This window comes from Streptomyces sp. NPDC002209 (assembly GCF_042890265.1).
Classification (GTDB): Bacteria; Actinomycetota; Actinomycetes; order Streptomycetales; family Streptomycetaceae; genus Streptomyces.
The window spans coordinates 173,961-191,441 of sequence record NZ_JBIARX010000003.1 but is presented as its reverse complement, the minus strand read 5'-3'; the positions used below and the strand labels follow the sequence as shown (position 1 = coordinate 191,441).

Below are 17,481 nucleotides of genomic sequence, written 5' to 3'. Positions count from 1 at the left end.
GCCCCGGTGCCGTACGTCCTCTTCGACGTCGACGGGACGCTGATCGACGCGGTCGCCAACCAGCGTCGCGTCTGGGAGGCGTGGGCGGCGCGCCACGGGCTCGACCCCGCCGCCGTCCACCGGGTGGCGCTGCGGACGCGTCCCCTGGAGACCTTCGCGGAGGTGGCCCCCGAGCAGGACCCGCAGGCCTGCCTCGCCGCGCTGCACGAGCTGGAGGACGAGGACGTCCGGTCCGGTGTCTACGCCGCGTTCGACGGCGCGGTGGAGATGCTGGCCGGCCTGCCCCAGGGCCGCTGGGCGCTGGTGACCTCGAACTACGGGCACCGGGTGCGCGGACGGTTCGCCCGGACCGGCCTGTCGGTGCCGGACGTCGTCGTGGACGCCGCCTGCGTCGCCGAGGGAAAGCCGTCGCCGGTGCCCTACCTGCTGGCCGCGGAGCGCCTCGGCGCCGCGCCGCAGGACTGCCTGGTCATCGAGGACGCGCCGTCCGGCGTCGAGTCGGGGCTGCGGGCCGGGATGACGGTCTGGGGGGTCAACACGCCGACGCCGGTGGACGGGGTGCACCGGCATTTCAGCAGCCTGCACGAGGCGGCGCCGGCGATCCTCGCCTTCGCGCGGGGGCGCACCGGGACGTCACCGGCTGAGCGACGTCACCGGCTGCGCCGTCGGTCAGGCCAGCTCGCGGCGGAAGAACTCCAGTTCCAGGGCCATGAGCTTCTCCTTGGTGCCGTTCGGGGTCATGTGGGTGACGCCGGGCAGGGCCAGGAGCTGGTGCGGGCGGCCCGCGTCCGTCAGGGCCTGGGAGAGGCGCAGGGTGTGCGAGGGGTGGACGTTGTCGTCGGCCAGGCCCGTGATCAGCAGCAGCGGCCGGACCAGGTTCGGGGCGTCCGGGATCAGCGAGTCCTGCTCGTACACCTCGGGGTTCTCCTGCGGGAGCCCGAGGTAGCGCTCGGTGTACGCCGTGTCGTAGTGCCGGAAGTCGGTCGGCGCGGCCCCGGCGGCCGCCGCGTGGAAGACGTCCGGGCGGCGCAGCACCGCCATCGCGGACAGGTAGCCGCCGTACGACCAGCCGCGTACCCCGACCCGGCCGAGGTCCAGGTCCGGGTGGCGTTCGCCGAGTGCGTGCAGGGCCGCGACCTGGTCGTCCAGGGTGACCTCGGAGAACCCGCGGTACACGGCGTGGGTGAAGGCGGGGGAGACGTACGGGGTTCCGCGGTTGTCGACGGTCACCACCGCGAAGCCCCGGTCGGCCCACCACTGGCGGTGCTGCCAGCGGCGCGGCTCGGCGCACACGTCCTGGAAACCGGGGCCGCCGTAGCTGTCCATGAGGACGGGCAGCCGCCGGCCGGGGACGTGGCCGCGGGGGAACACCACCGAGGTGGGGACGGCGTGTTCGGTGACCCGCTCCAGCAGCGGGACCACCCGGTAGGGCAGCGGCGCCGAGAGGTCGCCCGGCGCGAACTCGCGCCCGTCGGCGGTGCGTACGGTCCGCCGGATCCCGTCGGCGTCGGCGGAGGTCAGCAGCAGCGTTCCGGCGGAGGCCTGGACGCTGTGCACCCCCGGTCCGTCGGCCAGCGGGGTCAGCTCCCCGGTGGTGGGGTCGAGGAGCAGCACCTGCTGTTCGGCGGGATCGCGCAGCCCGGCCTCGATCACCAGCCGGTCGCGGTGGGTGCCGGCCACCCGGCGGACCTGGATCCCGTCCCCGGTCAGCGGTTTCCCGTCGACGGCGAGGCCGCGGGCGGCGCCGTCCGGGGTGTCGGCGGCGGTGAGCATCCGGCCGTCGGCGAGCCGGGCCGGGGTGCCGGGCAGCATCGGGTCGACCCAGTGGGGGTGGGTGGTGCGGGACAGCTCGCGGGTCCGGCCGGTGGCCGGGTCGGCGCAGAGCAGCAGGACGTTCTGCTGGAGCCGGTCCTGGACGGTCAGCAGGATCTCGGACGCCGATTCCCAGTCGGCGTCGGAGACGTACGGGTACGCCTCGGCGTCCCAGTCGAGCCGTACCCGGGCGCCGCCGGGGCCGAGCACCCACAGCTGGACCCCGGCGTTGGGGCCGCCCGCCTCGGGATACGCGAAGTCCTCGGGCGGGAGCTCGGGGTGCGCGGGGTCGGCGAAGTGGCGCCTCTGGAGGGCGGATTCGTCGACGCGGGCGGCCAGCAGGCTCTGCCCGTCGGGGGACCACCAGTGGCCGCGGCCCCGGTCCAGCTCCTCGGCGGCGGCGAACTCGGCCACGCCCCAGCGGGCTCCGTCGGCGGGGCTGACCCGGCCGCCCGGGTGGGTGTACAGGGCGTCGCCGGTGACGTACGCGGTGCGGGAGCCGTCGGCGTCGAGCCGCGGGTCGAGGGCGGGCCCGGCGGCCGGGATCTCCTCGGGCCGGCCGACCGGCTTCCCGACCGGCTGCCCGGCGGCGCCGGCCGCGCCCGCGGGGGTGTCCTCGTACCTCACCCGGTACAGCCGCCCGTACAGCGGGAACACCGCGCTGCGGCCGTCGCCGGAGAGCGCGTACGAGCCGATCCCGGCGGCGACCAGCCGGATCCGCTCCCGCAGCCGGCGCTCGCCGGCCGGCAGGGTGCCCGGCTCGGGGGACAGCTCGCGGGGGTCGGCGAGGCGGGTCTCGGTGCCGGTGGCGGTGTCCAGGACCCAGAGGCCGTCGAAGGCGTCGCCGGGGCCGGTGGAGCGGAGGAACCAGAGCAGCCGGCCGTCGTCCCCGAAGGAGAACGCGCGCGGGGCGCCGTACGTGAAGCGGCCGGTGCTCGCGGAGAGCCTGAGGAAGTCATCCATGATCGTAGTGTGTCATGTGAAATGGCACACTGTACATGTCATGCAGCCTAGGCCATTCGAGTGGTGTACCCCCGGTAGCAGGTTTAGCGTCGAAAAGGTGGACCGGAACACGACGCCGACCAGCAACGGGACCGACGGCAAGGTCCGGGGCAGCGGCAACGGGCTGGCGCTGTTCGTCATCGCCTCGTGCCAGCTCATGGTCGTTCTCGACATCACCATCGTGAACATCGCGCTGCCGCACATCCAGACCGCCCTCGGCTTCTCCACCGAGAGCCTGTCCTGGGTCGTCAACGCCTACACCCTCACCTTCGGCGGACTGCTCCTCCTCGGCGGACGCACCGGCGACATCCTCGGCCGCAAACGCGTGTTCATCTCCGGCGTGCTGCTCTTCGGCCTGGCCTCCCTGCTCGGCGGGCTCGCGCAGAACGAGGGCCAGCTGATGGCCGCCCGCGCCCTCCAAGGCGTCGGCGGCGCCATCGCCTCCCCGACCGCCCTGGCACTGATCACCACCACCTTCCACGAAGGCCCGGCGCGCAACCGGGCGTTCGGCGTGTTCGCCGCCGTCTCGGCGGGCGGCGGCGCGATCGGACTCCTGGCCGGCGGCATCCTCGTCGAATGGCTCAACTGGCGCTGGGTGTTCTTCGTCAACGTGCCGATCGCCCTGGCCATCGCCGTGATGGCCCGCCGGGTCATCCACGAATCCGAACGCCACCCCGGACATTTCGACCTCGCGGGCGCACTGCTGTCCACCCTCGGCATGGTCGCGCTGGTCTACGGCTTCATCCGCGCCTCGCAGGACGGCTGGACCGATCCGATCACCCTCGGCTCCTTCGGGGCGGCCGTGGTCCTGCTCCTGCTGTTCTTCCTCAACGAACGGCGCTCCCCGCAGCCGATCACCCCGCTGCACATGTTCGCCGACCGCAACCGGGCCGGGTCCTACGGCATCATGCTCTTCCTCGCCTGCGCGATGTTCGGCATGTTCTTCTTCCTGACCCTGTTCGTGCAGAACGTCCTGGGCTTCAGCCCGCTCCAGGCCGGCCTCGCGTTCCTGCCGGTGAGCGTCGTCATCGCCGTCGGCGCGGGCATCACCTCCCAGCTCCTGCCGAAGCTCGGACCCAAACCCTTCATGGTGACGGGCGCGCTGTGCTCGGCGGCCGGCCTGGCCTGGCTGACGCAGACCGACATCGACTCGACGTACCTCGGCAGCATCCTGGGCCCGATGCTCGTCTTCAGCCTCGGCATGGGCATGCAGTTCGTCTCGCTGACCCTCATGGCCCTGTCCAACGTCGCCGACCGGGAGTCCGGCGCGGCCTCCGGACTGCTCAACACGACGCAGCAGGTGGGCGGGTCGCTGGGGCTGTCCATCCTGGTCACGGTCTTCGGTACGGCCAGCCGCAACGAGGCCCACGATCAGGTGCCGGCCTTCCTGAGTCAGGCCGCCCCCGCCCAGAAGGCCCTCTTCCTGCGGACCGGCCGGCTTCCGGACCCGTGGGGCGACCAGGTGCTCACCTCGGGAGTGAGCGCCGCGTTCGTCGTCGCGGCCGCGTTCGCCCTGATCGCCGCGGTCATCGCGCTGCTCGCGATCCAGGTCCGCCCATCGGACCTCGAACGCCTCAAGGGCCACCACGCGCCGGCCGCAGCCTGAGACGCGCGGACGGCGGGAGCGGGCCGCCGACCGGCCGCCGGCCGGCCCCTGACCGGCGGCTAACCGGCCGCGCCCCGCAGCCGGCAGCGGATCGGGCCGTCCGCCTGCAGGGTGATCCCGGCGCTGACCGGGACGTCGGTGTCCACGGCCTCGAACTCGTACGCCCGCAGGACCATCGCCAGCGCGATCACCGACTCCAGCATCGAGAAGTGCTGCCCGATGCAGGCGCGCGGGCCGCCGCCGAACGGGAACCAGGCGTAGCGCGGGCGGCCGGCCTCCGCCTCCGGGGTGAAGCGGTCCGGGTCGAAGCGATCGGGGTCCGGCCAGTACCGGGGGTGCCGGTGCGTCACCCACGGAGCCAGGATCACGTCCGAGCCGGCCGGGATGGTCCGTCCGCCGACCTCGGTGGCCGCGACCGAACTGCGGCCGATGACCGGCGCGGCCGGATAGAGCCGCATCGCCTCCTTGAGGACCTGCGTGAGGTACGGGAGCCGGTCCAGGTCGGCGGCCTGCGGCGTACGGTCGCCCAGCACGCGGGAGATCTCCTCCCGGGCCCTCCCCTGCTGCTCGGGGTGGCGGGCCAGCAGGTGCAGGGAGAAGGCGAGCGAGGTGGCCGTCGTCTCGTGGCCGGCGAGCAGGAAGATCAGTACCTGGTCGCGGAGCTCGGCGGCGTCGAACTCCCCGTCGTCCGTGCTCGTCGCGGCGGCCAGCAGGCTCAGCAGGTCCTCGCCCTCGGCCCCGTCCCCGCTGCGCCGCTCGGCGATGATCTTGTCGCAGACCGCGTACAGCTCGTCCATCGCGGCGGCCGCCCGCTTGTTGCCCGGAGTGGGCCAGGTGCGCGGGAAGTTGGCGGGGGAGTAGCCGCGGCGCAGCACGTACTCCGTGATGACCGGAAAACACCGGTCGACGACGTCGACGGTGGCCTCCACGTCGGTGCCGAAGAGGATCCGGGCGACCGCGCGCAGGGCGAGCTGCATCATCTCCTCGCCGACGTCGACGACACCGCCGGGGGCCTGCTCCCAGCCCGCGACGACCGCCCGGGTCTCGGCCGCGACCGCGCCGGCGTAGCCGTCCACCCGGCGCTTGGTGAACAGCGGCTGCACCAGCCGGCGCTGGCGCAGGTAGTCCTCGTCCTGGCTGGTCAGCAGGCCGTTGCCGAAGGAGTCCCGGAGCTCCTGGTAGAAGGCGTTGTCCTTGCGGAAGTTGGCCGACTCCGAGGCCAGGACCTGCTGTGCGCCCTCTGCGGAGAAGACGCAGTACAGCTCGGCGCGCAGCCCCGGCGGGCCGGCGGTGATCCGCACGACGTCACCGTGCTGCTGCTGGGCGCGCAGGTAGGTCCCGAGCGAGTCCGATTTCAGGTCGAACAGGGAACCGAGCAGGGGGATCCCCCCGAGCGCGGGGACCTCCGTACCGGTTTCCGTCCGTGCATCCACTGCTGCCATGGCCGCCCCCTCGACACCGTACCGACGGGGCCGATTCTGCCCGGCCCGCGCCGCAGGCGGCGAGGATCGCTCCGCCATGCGGCTGAAACCCACCGTCCGGCTTGCCTTTTCGTCACGACTTGTCGCAGGGCGATCGGGCCTGACCTGCGGCCGACCTAGATGTCGCGGAACTTACACCGCAGCGCCGCGACCTGAGCGGATGAATCCTCAACCACGCCTGACCAGCCCGGGAGTGGTCGACGATGGTCGTCGCCGGCCACCCTGGGCCACCCTCTGACGGCCCAGCGGCGGCCCGACAGGCGCTGCCTTCGAGGGCGGCTCCCTGCGGGTGCATCGGTTACGGCCCGATGCCAGCGCCCCAGGGATGCTGGAAACTACCGCCCCTTGCGAAGTTTCCGTAGCTTCTCCTCGGCCTCCTTCTTCTGCCGCTGCGCTTTGGCTTGGGCCGTCCAAGCCCCCTGATGCTTGGCGCACTGGCCGCTACCCAACATTGCCTTGTTCTTGCACCGCCCTCCGCCCGCGTTGCGGGCTCCACATGTCGGCTGCGTCACTCGACCACCCGTCTTCCATATCTGCCGCACGGACTCGGGCATCGTGCCTCCGTTGACGTCACGGGGGGAGGCGCATTGCATGCGGACGGGTGCACGGCCATGCACAGTGCTCTGGAGGGTTTGGAATGCTCGAACATTTCACCAGGCCAGAGGCTCGAGGGGGTCAGAGATGGTCTCAGCAGTCACAAATAGGCCGCGGCTTCTGCTGGGGAAAGCTCTGCTTGAGCCACTGCTGTACAGCGTCCACTGTCGTTCGTCCCTGCTGACGAAGCGCGTCGACGATGTCCCGTCCGCATACCAGGGCGATCGGATGGCCGTCTTCGTGGACTTCGTCCTGCACCTGCTTGTTGAAGAACGAAGTGGTCACCAGCACGCCGAAGTTGCGGTGCCGGATCCTGGAGATCAGCCGGGAGACCTCCCGTACTCCCACCGAGTTGTCCGCGGCGTAGCACTTGGCCTCAAGGGCGAAGTCGATGGCGATCCGGTTTGCCACCGGCCCAAGGACGTAGGTACCGACTGCATCCCGCCCGCCGTCACGGCTCGGCCGGGTCACGTCAACGGCGCCCGTGCTCGGTGCGATGAGCCTCCAGACCGCCACCGCACACGCCTCGAAATCGTGCTCGTGACCGCGGAAGTACTCTCGGATCGCCTCCAGCATGGCCCGGCCAGCAGTGTCTTGCGGCAGCTGGTCCGCCTTGGACCGGATCGTGGTGGTGGAGGGTGCCAGCAGGGGGCGGTAGACCCGGCTCTCTACCCAGGTGCGCCACACCTCTGGGCACTCGCCGCCCAGCGGATTGCCGCCTGCCAGCAGGTGCTGAATCCAGCTGCGAGGGATCCTGTCCACGTCGAGCACGGTGAAGTGGGCGCGGTAGTTCTGGAAGCGCTTGCCCGCGGTAGCCCGCCAGATGGCGGCGAGCTCGTCGTCCGAGGTCATCGTCGGGCCCCCCGGTGCCAGAAGTCCGCGGAAGAGCACCGAACGGCCTGACTTCGCAGCCTTCTCGAACAGCAGGAACGGGGGCACTTTGGCCCTGATGGCTGGCGCCTCGTGGGAGGCTGCGAAGGCATCGCGCAGCAGGACGTTTCCCGAGCGCGGGGTCTCGTGAAGGCGCTGCCCCGGCTTCCGGTTGTCGCCGTAGTAGGTGAAGGTCCCGGTCTGCACGTCCAGGTAGTCGGGCCAGTCCACCTCGCCGCCGCTGGTGTAGAGGACGGCCAGCTTCACCGTGCCATTGGTCGGCGAGCCGGCGTACCGGAAGCCTCCTTGGTTGCCGATCCCCTTTATGAGCTTGGACATCGGATCGTCGCCGGAGTTGCCGTTCGTCCCGCCGGCATAGAGCGCATCGACTTGAAGGTCGGCGGTCTCCAAATCGGAGAACGCCACGTGCGGCACAGCAGCGACAGGAAGGGTCATGCTGCTAGATCTACCAGGCTCCACTGACACTCCGGTTGGCTGGCTGCCCCTCTCCGGTCTGGGCTGTCAGTGGCGGAACGTAGGATCCATGCCCACTGCTGGACGACCTTGGGGGATGGTTGATGGAGCCGGTGCGCGTGATGGACCTCTTCGCTGGATGCGGCGGATTCTCAGAGGGCTTTCGCTCCTACGCTGTGGGCAGCGAAAGGACCCGAGCGGTGTTCGAAACCATCGCAGCAGTGGACTTTGACCGCGCGGCGCTGGCGACGTTCCAGGCCAACCACCCTTCAGCCGACGTGATGGAGCTGAGCATCGAGCAGTTCGACCCCCGCCACTTCGCGGACCGCGTCGACGTCATCACCGGAGGACCCCCCTGCCAGGGCTTCTCAGGCCTGGGCAAAGGCTATTGGGACGATCCGCGCAACAGCCTCTGGCGGGAGTATGTCCGGGTCGTCACCACCCTTCAGCCGAAGGTCTTCGTCATGGAAAACGTAGACCGCTTCAAGACATCGCACGAGTACGCCGGGCTTCTGGACACGGTCAAGTCCGGCGGACCGCTCGGCGATTACACCCTCGTCTCGGGCCTGCTCAACTCGGCCGACTACGGGGTCCCGCAGGCGCGGAAGAGGATGATCGTCATCGGCACGCACCGGAATCTTGGTGCGCCTGTTCCCCTGCCCAGGCCGACCCACAGCCGGGATGCTCTCCATCCGGCTGCTGGCATGCTGCCGTTCGATGACGAGGCAGCGTTCCAGCCCTGGGAGCCTGTGGACGAGGTGTTCGACCGTTCCCGCCGTCTGGCGATCAAGGGGACAGCGCTTCCTGACCGTTCCGGTGCTCATGGTCTTCCTGGCCCGTTTCGGACGTCTGAGCTGCACATAGGGCGGACGCCTGAGGCTTTGTCGCTGGCGAGGTACATGGCGATCCCGCCTGGTGGCAACCGAATGGATCTGCGCGGAAAGCATGCGCTGATCGACGGTCGCGAGGCGTACCTCAGCACGGACAGCTGGGACCGGCACAACACCGGATCGGGCGACGTCATGGGGCGTCTGAGGCTGGGCCGGCCTTCGGTCACGATCCGGACTGAGTTCTTCAAGCCTGAGAAGGGCCGGTACCTCCACCCCGTGGAGCACCGCCCGATCACTCACTATGAGGCCGCCCTCATCCAGGGGTTCCCCGAGGACTACCTGTGGCACGGCACGAAGACCGACATTGCGAGGCAGATCGGCAACGCCGTCCCGGTCGGCCTCGCCCGAGCACTGGCCGGTGTCATCTATGAGCGGCTTGCACTCGGTACGGGCGACTGCGAACGGGCTAGGGTTTTCTAGCGGAGCTGCTCACGTGGAGCCTCCAGGGCCGTTGGTAGAAACCTACGACTTGCGATGAGCTACGACGGCTACCATCCGCGAAGCACTGCTTACGGAGTGCTCAAGCTTCGAAGTCAGCGCCCGCGAACCAGGTGACGACTGAGTACCGTCCATGAGGGCACGGAAGATCAATTAACCATCGCTCCGACTGCCACCTGAAACGCGGATCCTGCTGGTGGAGGCGACGGCCTTAGTGCTTTTTGAAGGCCTCTTGTAGGCCTTGCTGAGGAGTTCGATCCCGAACGCCCTGCCTTGATCACTCAGACCATCATCAGGCCAAGCCTGGCGTCCATCGAGGGTTTGCACCCACACGAACTCGCCTTCTCCTTGTCCCTTAATGCTGCGGGGCATAGCCGCACCTCCTCTCGTTTAAGCCACCACTGTCCCACGTTCACTCGTCCGACGAAAGCCCTGGACTGTACGTGGCCTCCCGCCGCGCATCCGTCACCCTGTGCCCTGGGTTCGTAATTCTGCGTATATATGACGGCAGTATCAAGAGCACAAAGATTGCGCATTGAATCAGGAGGAGCACCAGAAAGCCTAGTTTCATCCGCTCCGATGAATTTACGCAAAACAGGATGAGGACCGCAGAGAAGCAGACGATCGGAATGCACCACGAAACACCTCGAAGGGCCGCAAGAATTTTGTCTTCTAGGGCGTGGGTCTTTGAGGATGATCTCGCCAGCACTGTGATGGATGCAGCCCCAACTGCCAGAAAGATCGTCGTCAGTAGCACCGTTAGATTCAAAGGTGTTCCGGATAGTGCGTCGGTGGAATTCTTGGCATCCACTAGCTCTGGACTCTTCGCGCGGCCGACCCACAAGAGCGCGAGTACGACCAGGCAAGTCGCCAAGGTGGCGGACAGCCAGCCTGTGAGCTCAGACCTCAATTGCAACACCAAGGTGTACGCTTGACGGTTACTGAAATCGTGGGCTGCCAGGTGAAACCCATGTTTGCTCAGAAATCCGAAATGGGCTTTGGGGAGCGCTGGCGTCAATCCTGGTGAACGAGAATCAATTTCGACCCCTGAAGGGGTCCAAAACTCGCAATGATAACTTCTGGGGTCACCTACAGGAGGTTGTATCCGAAACTCCAATGGTACCCATCCGAGGCGTCGCGGAATTCCGCGCCACAGCTTCCCTCTATCTAGGAACCAGTCATGAGCGGTGTCTGAAGTTATTTTGACCATGCATTCACTGTCCGGCTCGCCTGGAACTAAGGCGCAGAGCATGTGGCATTCGGTCAGGACCTTTACGGAGAGCCTGAAGAATTCGGAGGCCGGATTGCTAGACTCTCCAAAGAGGAGATCATGTTGTTCGTCCCTCAAGCCCCAAGGCGTGGAGCGCATCAGGTTGTAAGTAGTCTCGCCGTCGCGGATTGTAGAGGTCGTTATGCGCCTGAAAGCCGATGTGAGGCCATCCGGGAGGCCTGGAAGCCAGGGTGTTTGAGGGATTGCCTCGCCAATGATAGCTTCAGTAATGGCATTTAGAAAATTAAACTCCAGGGCCGCGCACTCTTTGCTGCGTAGCCTTGGCAGCGTGTGACCCTCCGAATCCCGCATGCAGAATCGATACGAGAGTTTTGCCTTGTCTAGAAGCATCAAGGGAACGACGGACTGACGCTGGCCTGTTGAACCTTCGAGTATCACGCCATTCGATGGAATGGTGAAATGGAATCCAATCTTGCAGCGAACGATCTCTGCATCGATAAGCTCAAGCGTATCTACCCGTCGATGCATCCACTGTGATCGGGATAGCCAATTCAACCCCAGCCGCCTACCGGCATCTGGATCCTCAAATTGATTCCGATCGGCCAGTGTGAGCGTCTCTGTCCGTGTTCCTTCCGCCCTGGGTGAATCTTGGGAGATGTTAGCCATCGCTATTCGCCTTCCGCGCGCCGCCCCCGTTTCGCCAGATATGCGGTGCAGATACTGCGGGGGGGGGGCTCCTCAATCCTCACGTTAACTCGGCGCTCGAGTTCTACTGTTCTTCGTCCGAGCGCTCCTCAAGCCGAAGAGTATCCGCGGCTTTTCGTTGAGGCGCCTCAATGTCCCGGATCAGTTCCTGCATTCGGCAGGGCATGCGGCGGTCTTTGATGGCGATTCCCACCGCACCTTGCTGCAGTCGTCAATGGCGCCAGGAGCGGAATTGGCAGTCCAATAATTCCTTGCCCCGCCATACCGTTCACCCCGCCCGGCGTGATGCGACTCTGGCAGCTACCAAGACTCGGCATTGCCTACAATCAGGATCCACCTTCACCGCTGTCGGGGCACTCTGAGGGCGACGGGCCGAGCTCGCCGCGTGTGAGTGGGCCCCGTCACGGGAGGGGAAGGCTTCACCGCGCTCCAATTGTCCTGGAGGTTCGGGGTGTGCGCTGGTGCCAGTAGCTTGCAGACGACGATGACCCTCCATCCGTTCATGCGAGTCTTAAGGGCGACGTCGGGAGCGGACAGGGAGATCATGTGTCGGAGCAGGCCAGCCCTCGCGGGACCTTCTTGAGGGTCGCTGACGCGCTGAAGGTCCAGATCGCGTCTACCCCGGAGATGGCCGAGTTGCCGTCACTGGCGCAAGTGATGGACGCCTATGGCGTCTCACGGGGCGTGGCGCTCAGGGCGTTTCAGGTGCTCCAGAAGGAAGGGGTAGCCGAGCCGGTGCCCGGTGCTCGGTGGCGAGTGGTCCGCGAAGGTGAGAGCGCGGACCGGCGGCCGTTGGCTGAGCGCGTGGCGGCACTCATCGTGTCTGAACGGCTAGAAGTCGGGGCAGCGTTTCTGAGCGCAGGCGAGCTGTCTTCGCGACTCGGGGCGTCCCGCCCCACCATCGGCAAAGCGCTGACGCAGCTTGAGGCTGCAGGAGTGCTGAGCGAGGGTGGGCAGGGCAAGCGGCGAACGGTTCGGGCTCTTCCGAACCAGGAGGAGGACTCGAAGTCTTGAGCACCACAACGCTGACTGAGTGGGCATACCCGCTCGCGGAGTCGCTGCTGGCCGAAGAACTCCCGCGCCGGTGGCAGCACTCCCTCGGGGTCGCGGGGAGGGCTCGCAAGTTGGTGCCGATTCTGGGTGCGGACGCTGAGCTGCTGGAGGCCGCGGCGGTATTGCACGACATCGGTTACGCCTCCGCTCTCGCGAAGACGGGGTTCCATCCGCTCGACGGTGCGCGGTATCTCCGGGACACGGCCGGCGCGGACGAACGGGTGGTGCGACTGGTCGCTCACCACTCCTGTGCCTGGATGGAGGCGGAGGCCCGCGGGCTCCGCGAGGAGCTCGAGGACGAGTTCCCGCGCGAGGCCCCCGAACTGGCCGATGCGCTCTGCTTCTGCGACATGAACACCACCCCCGACGGCGTACCCACCAACCCCGTGGACCGGGTGGACGAGATCGCTGGTCGGTACGGCCCGGACAGCCTGATCGGAATGTTCATCCGCCGCGCGGAGCCCGAGATCCTGCTGAGCTGTGCGCGCGTGCACGAGCGGCTGGCCGCCGCCAAGCGTCAGCCGATGTAAGGCGCGCTCCGAGACGTGTCCATCGCGTGCTCGATGCGCATGCGCATGGTCGAGTGGATGTCCAACGCCGCGAGATCTGCCGGATCCACCCAACGCACCTGGGTCGTCTCGTTGCTCGTACGGATGTCTCCGCCGATCGGCCGGGCCCGGAAGCAGATACTGAACTGCTGCCGGGCCTCGCCATCGTCGTAGAGCATGACGTGCCCGGGGTCGGTGTAGATCCCCGACATGTCGACCACCTCGGCCTTGATCCCGGTCTCTTCCCAAACCTCGCGCACCACGGTGTCACTGATCGATTCACCGACGTCGTGGCCACCGCCCGGAAGGGCCCATCGCCCGTTGTCGGAGCGCTGGATCACGAGCACCTGACCCTCGTCGTTCTGCACGAAAGCCACGACGGAGGGCACGACGGAGTTGGCCGCCGGCGCCTGAGGATCGTGGAGATAGTCGATGCGTCCCATGCTCATGCTCCCGTGATGTCGTGGTCGGCTACCTGGCGCGCGCCTCCCCAGGTCTGCTCGATGCTATTCGCATACGTGTCGAAGAGGCCGCCGCCAGGAATCCGCCGCAGGTGGAGAACCGGCGCCATGTAGGCCCCGATGCCGTACACGTGGGTGTTCACGAGCATCTCGTCATCTGCTCGGAACAGGGAGTTGTACAGCGTCGCATCGTGCAGCCGGAACCCAATCTCGGGGTGGCTCGCGAACAGGGGGCGGTAGTTCATGAGGGCGTTGCGAATCTTGCCGTCCATGATTCCGTGGCCCTCGTCAATGCCCCGCTGCCGGACGGCTGCGCAGATGGGATCCCCGAGAAGAATGCGCACCTGAGCGTTCTTCTCCACCTTCTCCTTGAGGAGCCGGTGGAATTGAGGGTCTTCAGACAGCCATAGCCCGGCGTAGACGAGCACGTCCACGTGCTTGTCGGCGCGGCCGTATATCTCCCGCCAGAGCCCGGCAGGTACCAGGTGGCGATGGGGGTACACGGTTACGATCTCCGCCTTGCTCAGATCTGCCGAGCTCTCGACGGCTCGCGAGTCATCCCAGAGGGACGTCACGTTCATGCCCAGCTTGGCGGCAGCGGCGTACTGGTGGCGACGGTACGGCGGCTTGTCCTGCGTGATCCAGCGCTCCACGGTCTTCGGGTTGACCCCGATCGCATCCGCCAGGTCCTGGATCGTCATGCCTCGCGCCAAGAGGGCGGAGCGTAAGCGTTCGTTGGACATCTGCACCCCCGGGTGGGACGTCTTGGGAGCTCTTGACGGTAGCCAGAAGGCCCGGAGCTGTCTACGCGCGGGGTAACCAACGCCCCTGACCTGGAGGGATTCTGATGGAGCGCCAGGAAGTCCCGGCGCGAAAACGAGGTACTTCGCAGCCCTACTTGACGGAACCCTGATGCGGTACCTGTAATAGAGGTACCGCATCGGCGGAAGGGCTCGGTGCGAAGCCTTAGCCCTGCCTGCCCGTGACGGCCGGTGGAGCGAAGGTGCGTACGGACGAAAGGCCCGCGGCAGAGCGGGCTGCGCAAGGCGGAGGACGCTGCAAGTCCGCGCAAGGCCAGAGATCAGGGCTTCGGCCCGACTGGCGAGGTGGCCCGGTGACCGCGAGCAACGGCCGGAGAGTGGGGACGTGGTCCCCCTTGCAGTGCAGTACCCGTTCTCGTCTACCTGTGGAGGTTGTGGTGAGTCACTTAAGACCTTGGGCCCCGATCGTGCTGGACCGGCACGTTCGCGGTTGCCCCTCGCGTCATCCCCTGACGCTGCCGCTGAGCGCACCGGGCTAACCAGGTGATTCCAGCAGGTCAGGGTTCCGCAGCGTGGCTGCGGCCGGTTGCCTCCTCCGCCCGTCCGGCGCTCTTGCGCTGTACGGGCGGGGTGAGGGGAGCCGCGTTGGTTTCCGCTCCCGAATGAGTGCAGCCCCCGGCGTTGGAGCGCCGGGGGCTGCTGTTCGGTCCCGTTCCTGTGTGAGAGGAGCAAGACCCAATGTTGTTCATCGGTGCTGTTCAGGCGGTCGTTACCGCCGCCGAGTTCGACCGCGAGCCGACGCTGACGGAGCTGGATGCGATCGAGGCGGAGATGCCGGTTATCTCGGCCGAGGTCGAGTTGCTGGATGTTCAGATCAGCCTGCTGGATCGGCCCGTTTCGGAACTGGACGGGCGTCGGCTCCGGCGCGCGCGGCGCCGGGTGCTGGCGGCCCGGACGGAGCTGGCCAACCGCGTCGGCGCCGCGTTCACGGTCGGGGATGGTGTGGCATGAACCGTGTTCACATCGGTTCAGCGGAGCGCGCGCTGTCGGTGGGGACGTGGCTGATCGTCGGCGGCGCGATGCTCTATTCGATCCTGACAGTGACCCCGCTGATGGTCATCCACACCCCCGCCGAGTGGCGGTGGACGGCTCCGATCCTGCCGCTGGTCGTCGATGCGGCGGTGGTGATCGTGGTCCGCCTCGACTCGGTCTTGGCTCGCCTCGGTGGGCACGGTGGACGCTGGCCGGTCACGCTGCGCTGGATGACCGGCGCAATGACCCTGGCCCTGAACGTTGGCTCATCGGCCCTGGTCGGGGACCTGGTCGGGGTGGCCGTCCACTCGGTCGCGCCGCTTCTCCTGATCGTCACGGCTGAGGCCGGTCTCGCCTACCGGCGGGCCCTGACCGCCGCCGTGCTCGCGGTGGAAGCCAGGGAGAAGGCCGAGCGGCAGGATCGCGAGAAGGCCGCGGCGGACCGGGAGGAAGCCAGGCAGCGGGCCGCTCGTGAAAGCCGCGAGCATGACGCGCAGCTCGCCCGTGAACAGCGTGAGCACGAAGCCCGGCTGCTCCGTGAGGAGAACGAGCGGCAGGACCGCATCCGGCGTGAGGACCGGGAGCGGGCCGAGGCCGCCGCGTGCGCGGAGCGGGAGGAGCGTGAACGCCGTGAGCGTGCGCATGAACAGCAGCAGCGCGAGCGTGAACAGCGTGAGCACCAGGCCGCGCAGCAGCGCGAGCAGGAGGCTCGGCAGCGGCGCGAGAGTGAACACCGTGAACGCCAAGCCCGTGCCGAGCAGGCCGAGCGTGAACGCGCCGCCCTTCTGTCCGCCGGGCCCGCAGTAGAGAAGTTTCCCGAGGACCGGGCCCGCGCCACGGTCAAGGCCGCGTTCACGGCCGGCCTGCCTGTACGGGCTGCTGCAGAGCTGACCGGCTGGTCTGTCGGCTGGATCTCCACCCGCTACCAGGAACTGCGCGACGCCGGACACGCCACTGCCCCTGTGCTCGAAGGGGCCGCGTCGTGACGTCTCCGGCCGGCCTGCCTGTCTACCGGTGGCGCTTGGCTCCGGAAGGTCTGGCCACCCGGCGTCAGCTTCGCGCTGCCGGGCTTCGACCCGGTGGCCAGGAGGTGGCCGCACAGGTGGAGCGTCCCCGCCGCCGACGTGGCCCTCTGGTCGCCTACCTCTACCGGATCGACAGGGCTCGGCCGGTTCGGCCGATGACCCCCGCTCGCTGGGTGGCGCTGGAGCGGGCGAATGCGGCCCGCCGCCGCTGCCCGGCTTGCCGACGCGACGCCGGATACGTCATCCCGGTCTCGCTCGGCGTGTGCGTGCCCTGCCACGACCGAACTGATCAGTGTGCCGCCTGAATCTCCGCCCTGTCTTGAAGGAGTTCTGCTGTGCCTCGCCGTACTCGCTCGCAGGCCGCCCAGGCGGCTGCTCCCACCACTGTGCACATTCCCCGGCAGCGGGGCCGGCGCCGTCAGGCGCCGCCGGTCATCGTCGTCGTCTCCGAACAGCCCACCTGGACTGCCCGCGCCACCGTCGCGACTGGCCGGTTCATGTGGCGCCACCGCCGCGCCTGGGCCCCCACCGGCGTCGCCGTCGGGCTGCTCGTGGTGGCCGCGATCCTGCACCTGTTCGCCCCGTGGACGGGCCTGGTAGTTGCTGTGACCGGTCTCGCACCGCTGGGGTACCTGGCGTGGATGGCCAAGACCCGCCCGGCCAGCCAGACCGTGTGGGCCTGGCGAATCTCCCTCGCCGCCCTGGCCCTGGCCGGCCTCGGCTGGCTTGCGCTGGCCCTGTGGTTCGGCCCCCTCAGCGCTGCGCTGATGGGCCTGTGGTCGTTGACCGCCCTCACCGTTCAGATCCTGTGGCTGACCGTCGGCCGCTTCGCCGCTAAGGGGTCCAACTGATGGCCAACAACTCCTGGATGCCGACCAGCGGCAACGGCGCTCAGCGCCCCACCAATCCCCCGACCAGCGGGCAGCGCAGGACCACCCCGCCGGGCGGCGGACAGCAGAACGCTGGCGCTGCCCAGGGCGGTGCCAACCGGTCGCGGACGACGAACCGCAGCAAGTCGCGGGAGTACCACTTCCACATCAACGACAACGGCGGTGGCGCCCGTGGCGGGGGCCAGCAGGGCAGCCGCGCCGGTCAGGGGCGGGGCCAGGGCGGCGGCGGCCGGGTTCACAGCCCGCTCGGTGATCCGGAGTTCTTCTCCAACGTGGACATCCGCAACTACTGCGAGAGCGGCCGGGGTCTGTTCCTGCAGATGTCGTTCGAGCTGGCCAACGCCGCCGAGCTTCTCAACGCCGTACTGAAGGAGGTCCCGGACCCCGAGGGCCGTGCGTTCGGGTCGCGGATGCGGGCCCGCCGGGTGTCGAAGCGGCTCCAGAAGGCCGCCGAGGACGCCCGGGACACCGCGAAGAACCTGGCCGCGACGTATGCGGCGTTCCAGCGGGAGTTCGACCCCGAACTCGCCCCCTACCAGTCGAAGCGCCCCCGCCAGGGCGGCCGGCGCTTCGACTTCGGCTCCTAGCCCACCCCTGGACCGGTAAGG

General features: G+C 68.1%; 15 protein-coding genes and 1 pseudogene. 10 read left to right on the top strand and 6 right to left on the bottom strand.

Features of this window, described 5'->3' with window-relative positions; genetic code table 11:
• Nucleotides 1-6 precede the first annotated feature (6 nt).
• A pseudogene (locus ACFYXK_RS08420) lies at nucleotides 7-621 on the top strand (HAD family hydrolase); the annotation flags it as partial.
• Nucleotides 622-669: 48 nt separating this feature from the next.
• On the opposite strand, the gene ACFYXK_RS08415 reads toward ACFYXK_RS08420, so the two are convergent.
• Nucleotides 670-2,775 (bottom strand): prolyl oligopeptidase family serine peptidase, encoded by a 2,106-nt coding sequence (locus tag ACFYXK_RS08415; protein WP_389410386.1) that lies wholly within the window; start codon nucleotides 2,773-2,775, stop codon nucleotides 670-672.
• 97 nt (nucleotides 2,776-2,872) lie between these two features.
• Here ACFYXK_RS08415 and ACFYXK_RS08410 point away from each other — a divergent pair, with 97 nt between their 5' ends.
• Complete coding sequence (locus tag ACFYXK_RS08410; RefSeq protein ID WP_389410385.1) at nucleotides 2,873-4,420, top strand: MFS transporter; 1,548 nt, start codon at nucleotides 2,873-2,875, stop codon at nucleotides 4,418-4,420.
• 59 nt (nucleotides 4,421-4,479) lie between these two features.
• On the opposite strand, the gene ACFYXK_RS08405 is transcribed toward ACFYXK_RS08410, so the two are convergent.
• Together ACFYXK_RS08405 and ACFYXK_RS08400 are read right to left on the bottom strand one after the other, a co-directional pair.
• A complete protein-coding gene (locus tag ACFYXK_RS08405) occupies nucleotides 4,480-5,862 on the bottom strand; it encodes a cytochrome P450 (RefSeq protein ID WP_389410384.1) in 1,383 nt (460 codons plus the stop codon).
• 726 nt (nucleotides 5,863-6,588) lie between these two features.
• The gene (locus ACFYXK_RS08400; protein WP_389410383.1) at nucleotides 6,589-7,821 is read right to left on the bottom strand and encodes a restriction endonuclease; all 1,233 of its coding nucleotides are present in this window, start codon (nucleotides 7,819-7,821) and stop codon (nucleotides 6,589-6,591) included.
• Between the two features lie 122 nt (nucleotides 7,822-7,943).
• Here ACFYXK_RS08400 and ACFYXK_RS08395 point away from each other — a divergent pair, with 122 nt between their 5' ends.
• Nucleotides 7,944-9,149: a DNA cytosine methyltransferase gene (locus tag ACFYXK_RS08395; RefSeq protein WP_389410382.1), complete on the top strand. Its 1,206-nt coding sequence runs from the start codon at nucleotides 7,944-7,946 to the stop codon at nucleotides 9,147-9,149.
• 430 nt (nucleotides 9,150-9,579) lie between these two features.
• Here the strand turns inward: ACFYXK_RS08395 and ACFYXK_RS08390 are convergent, their stop codons facing one another.
• Nucleotides 9,580-11,064 (bottom strand): hypothetical protein, encoded by a 1,485-nt coding sequence (locus ACFYXK_RS08390; RefSeq protein ID WP_389410381.1) that lies wholly within the window; start codon nucleotides 11,062-11,064, stop codon nucleotides 9,580-9,582.
• Nucleotides 11,065-11,649: 585 nt separating this feature from the next.
• On the opposite strand from ACFYXK_RS08390, the gene ACFYXK_RS08385 reads away from it, so the two are divergent.
• Together ACFYXK_RS08385 and ACFYXK_RS08380 are read left to right on the top strand one after the other, a co-directional pair.
• On the top strand, nucleotides 11,650-12,117 hold the full coding sequence (locus tag ACFYXK_RS08385) for a GntR family transcriptional regulator (protein ID WP_389410380.1): 468 nt from the start codon (nucleotides 11,650-11,652) through the stop codon (nucleotides 12,115-12,117).
• Nucleotides 12,114-12,686 (top strand): HD domain-containing protein, encoded by a 573-nt coding sequence (locus tag ACFYXK_RS08380; RefSeq protein WP_389410379.1) that lies wholly within the window; start codon nucleotides 12,114-12,116, stop codon nucleotides 12,684-12,686. Before ACFYXK_RS08385 ends, ACFYXK_RS08380 begins: the two co-directional genes overlap by 4 nt.
• Here the strand turns inward: ACFYXK_RS08380 and ACFYXK_RS08375 are convergent.
• Both ACFYXK_RS08375 and ACFYXK_RS08370 read right to left on the bottom strand, forming a co-directional pair.
• Nucleotides 12,674-13,147, bottom strand: a complete 474-nt coding sequence (locus ACFYXK_RS08375) for an NUDIX domain-containing protein (protein WP_389410378.1) — start codon at nucleotides 13,145-13,147, stop codon at nucleotides 12,674-12,676. The two genes, ACFYXK_RS08380 and ACFYXK_RS08375, sit on opposite strands and share 13 nt — an antisense overlap.
• Nucleotides 13,148-13,149: 2 nt before the next feature.
• On the bottom strand, nucleotides 13,150-13,866 hold the full coding sequence (locus tag ACFYXK_RS08370) for an XRE family transcriptional regulator (protein WP_389410377.1): 717 nt from the start codon (nucleotides 13,864-13,866) through the stop codon (nucleotides 13,150-13,152).
• Between the two features lie 798 nt (nucleotides 13,867-14,664).
• On the opposite strand from ACFYXK_RS08370, the gene ACFYXK_RS08365 reads away from it, so the two are divergent.
• From ACFYXK_RS08365 to traA, 5 genes are read left to right on the top strand one after another with little or no spacing between them, the layout of a single operon-like run.
• The gene (locus ACFYXK_RS08365; RefSeq protein WP_389410376.1) at nucleotides 14,665-14,937 is read left to right on the top strand and encodes a DUF6284 family protein; all 273 of its coding nucleotides are present in this window, start codon (nucleotides 14,665-14,667) and stop codon (nucleotides 14,935-14,937) included.
• Nucleotides 14,934-15,944 (top strand): DUF2637 domain-containing protein, encoded by a 1,011-nt coding sequence (locus tag ACFYXK_RS08360; protein ID WP_389410375.1) that lies wholly within the window; start codon nucleotides 14,934-14,936, stop codon nucleotides 15,942-15,944. Before ACFYXK_RS08365 ends, ACFYXK_RS08360 begins: the two co-directional genes overlap by 4 nt.
• A gap of 14 nt (nucleotides 15,945-15,958) precedes the next feature.
• The gene (locus tag ACFYXK_RS08355) at nucleotides 15,959-16,288 is read left to right on the top strand and encodes an RRQRL motif-containing zinc-binding protein (RefSeq protein WP_389410554.1); all 330 of its coding nucleotides are present in this window, start codon (nucleotides 15,959-15,961) and stop codon (nucleotides 16,286-16,288) included.
• Nucleotides 16,289-16,318: 30 nt separating this feature from the next.
• Nucleotides 16,319-16,834 (top strand): hypothetical protein, encoded by a 516-nt coding sequence (locus tag ACFYXK_RS08350; RefSeq protein ID WP_389410374.1) that lies wholly within the window; start codon nucleotides 16,319-16,321, stop codon nucleotides 16,832-16,834.
• Nucleotides 16,834-17,460 carry a plasmid transfer protein TraA gene (traA, locus tag ACFYXK_RS08345; protein ID WP_389410373.1) on the top strand — a complete coding sequence of 209 codons (627 nt, stop codon included), beginning with the start codon at nucleotides 16,834-16,836 and terminating at the stop codon, nucleotides 17,458-17,460. Before ACFYXK_RS08350 ends, traA begins: the two co-directional genes overlap by 1 nt.
• The last annotated feature ends 21 nt before the right edge of the window (nucleotides 17,461-17,481 follow it).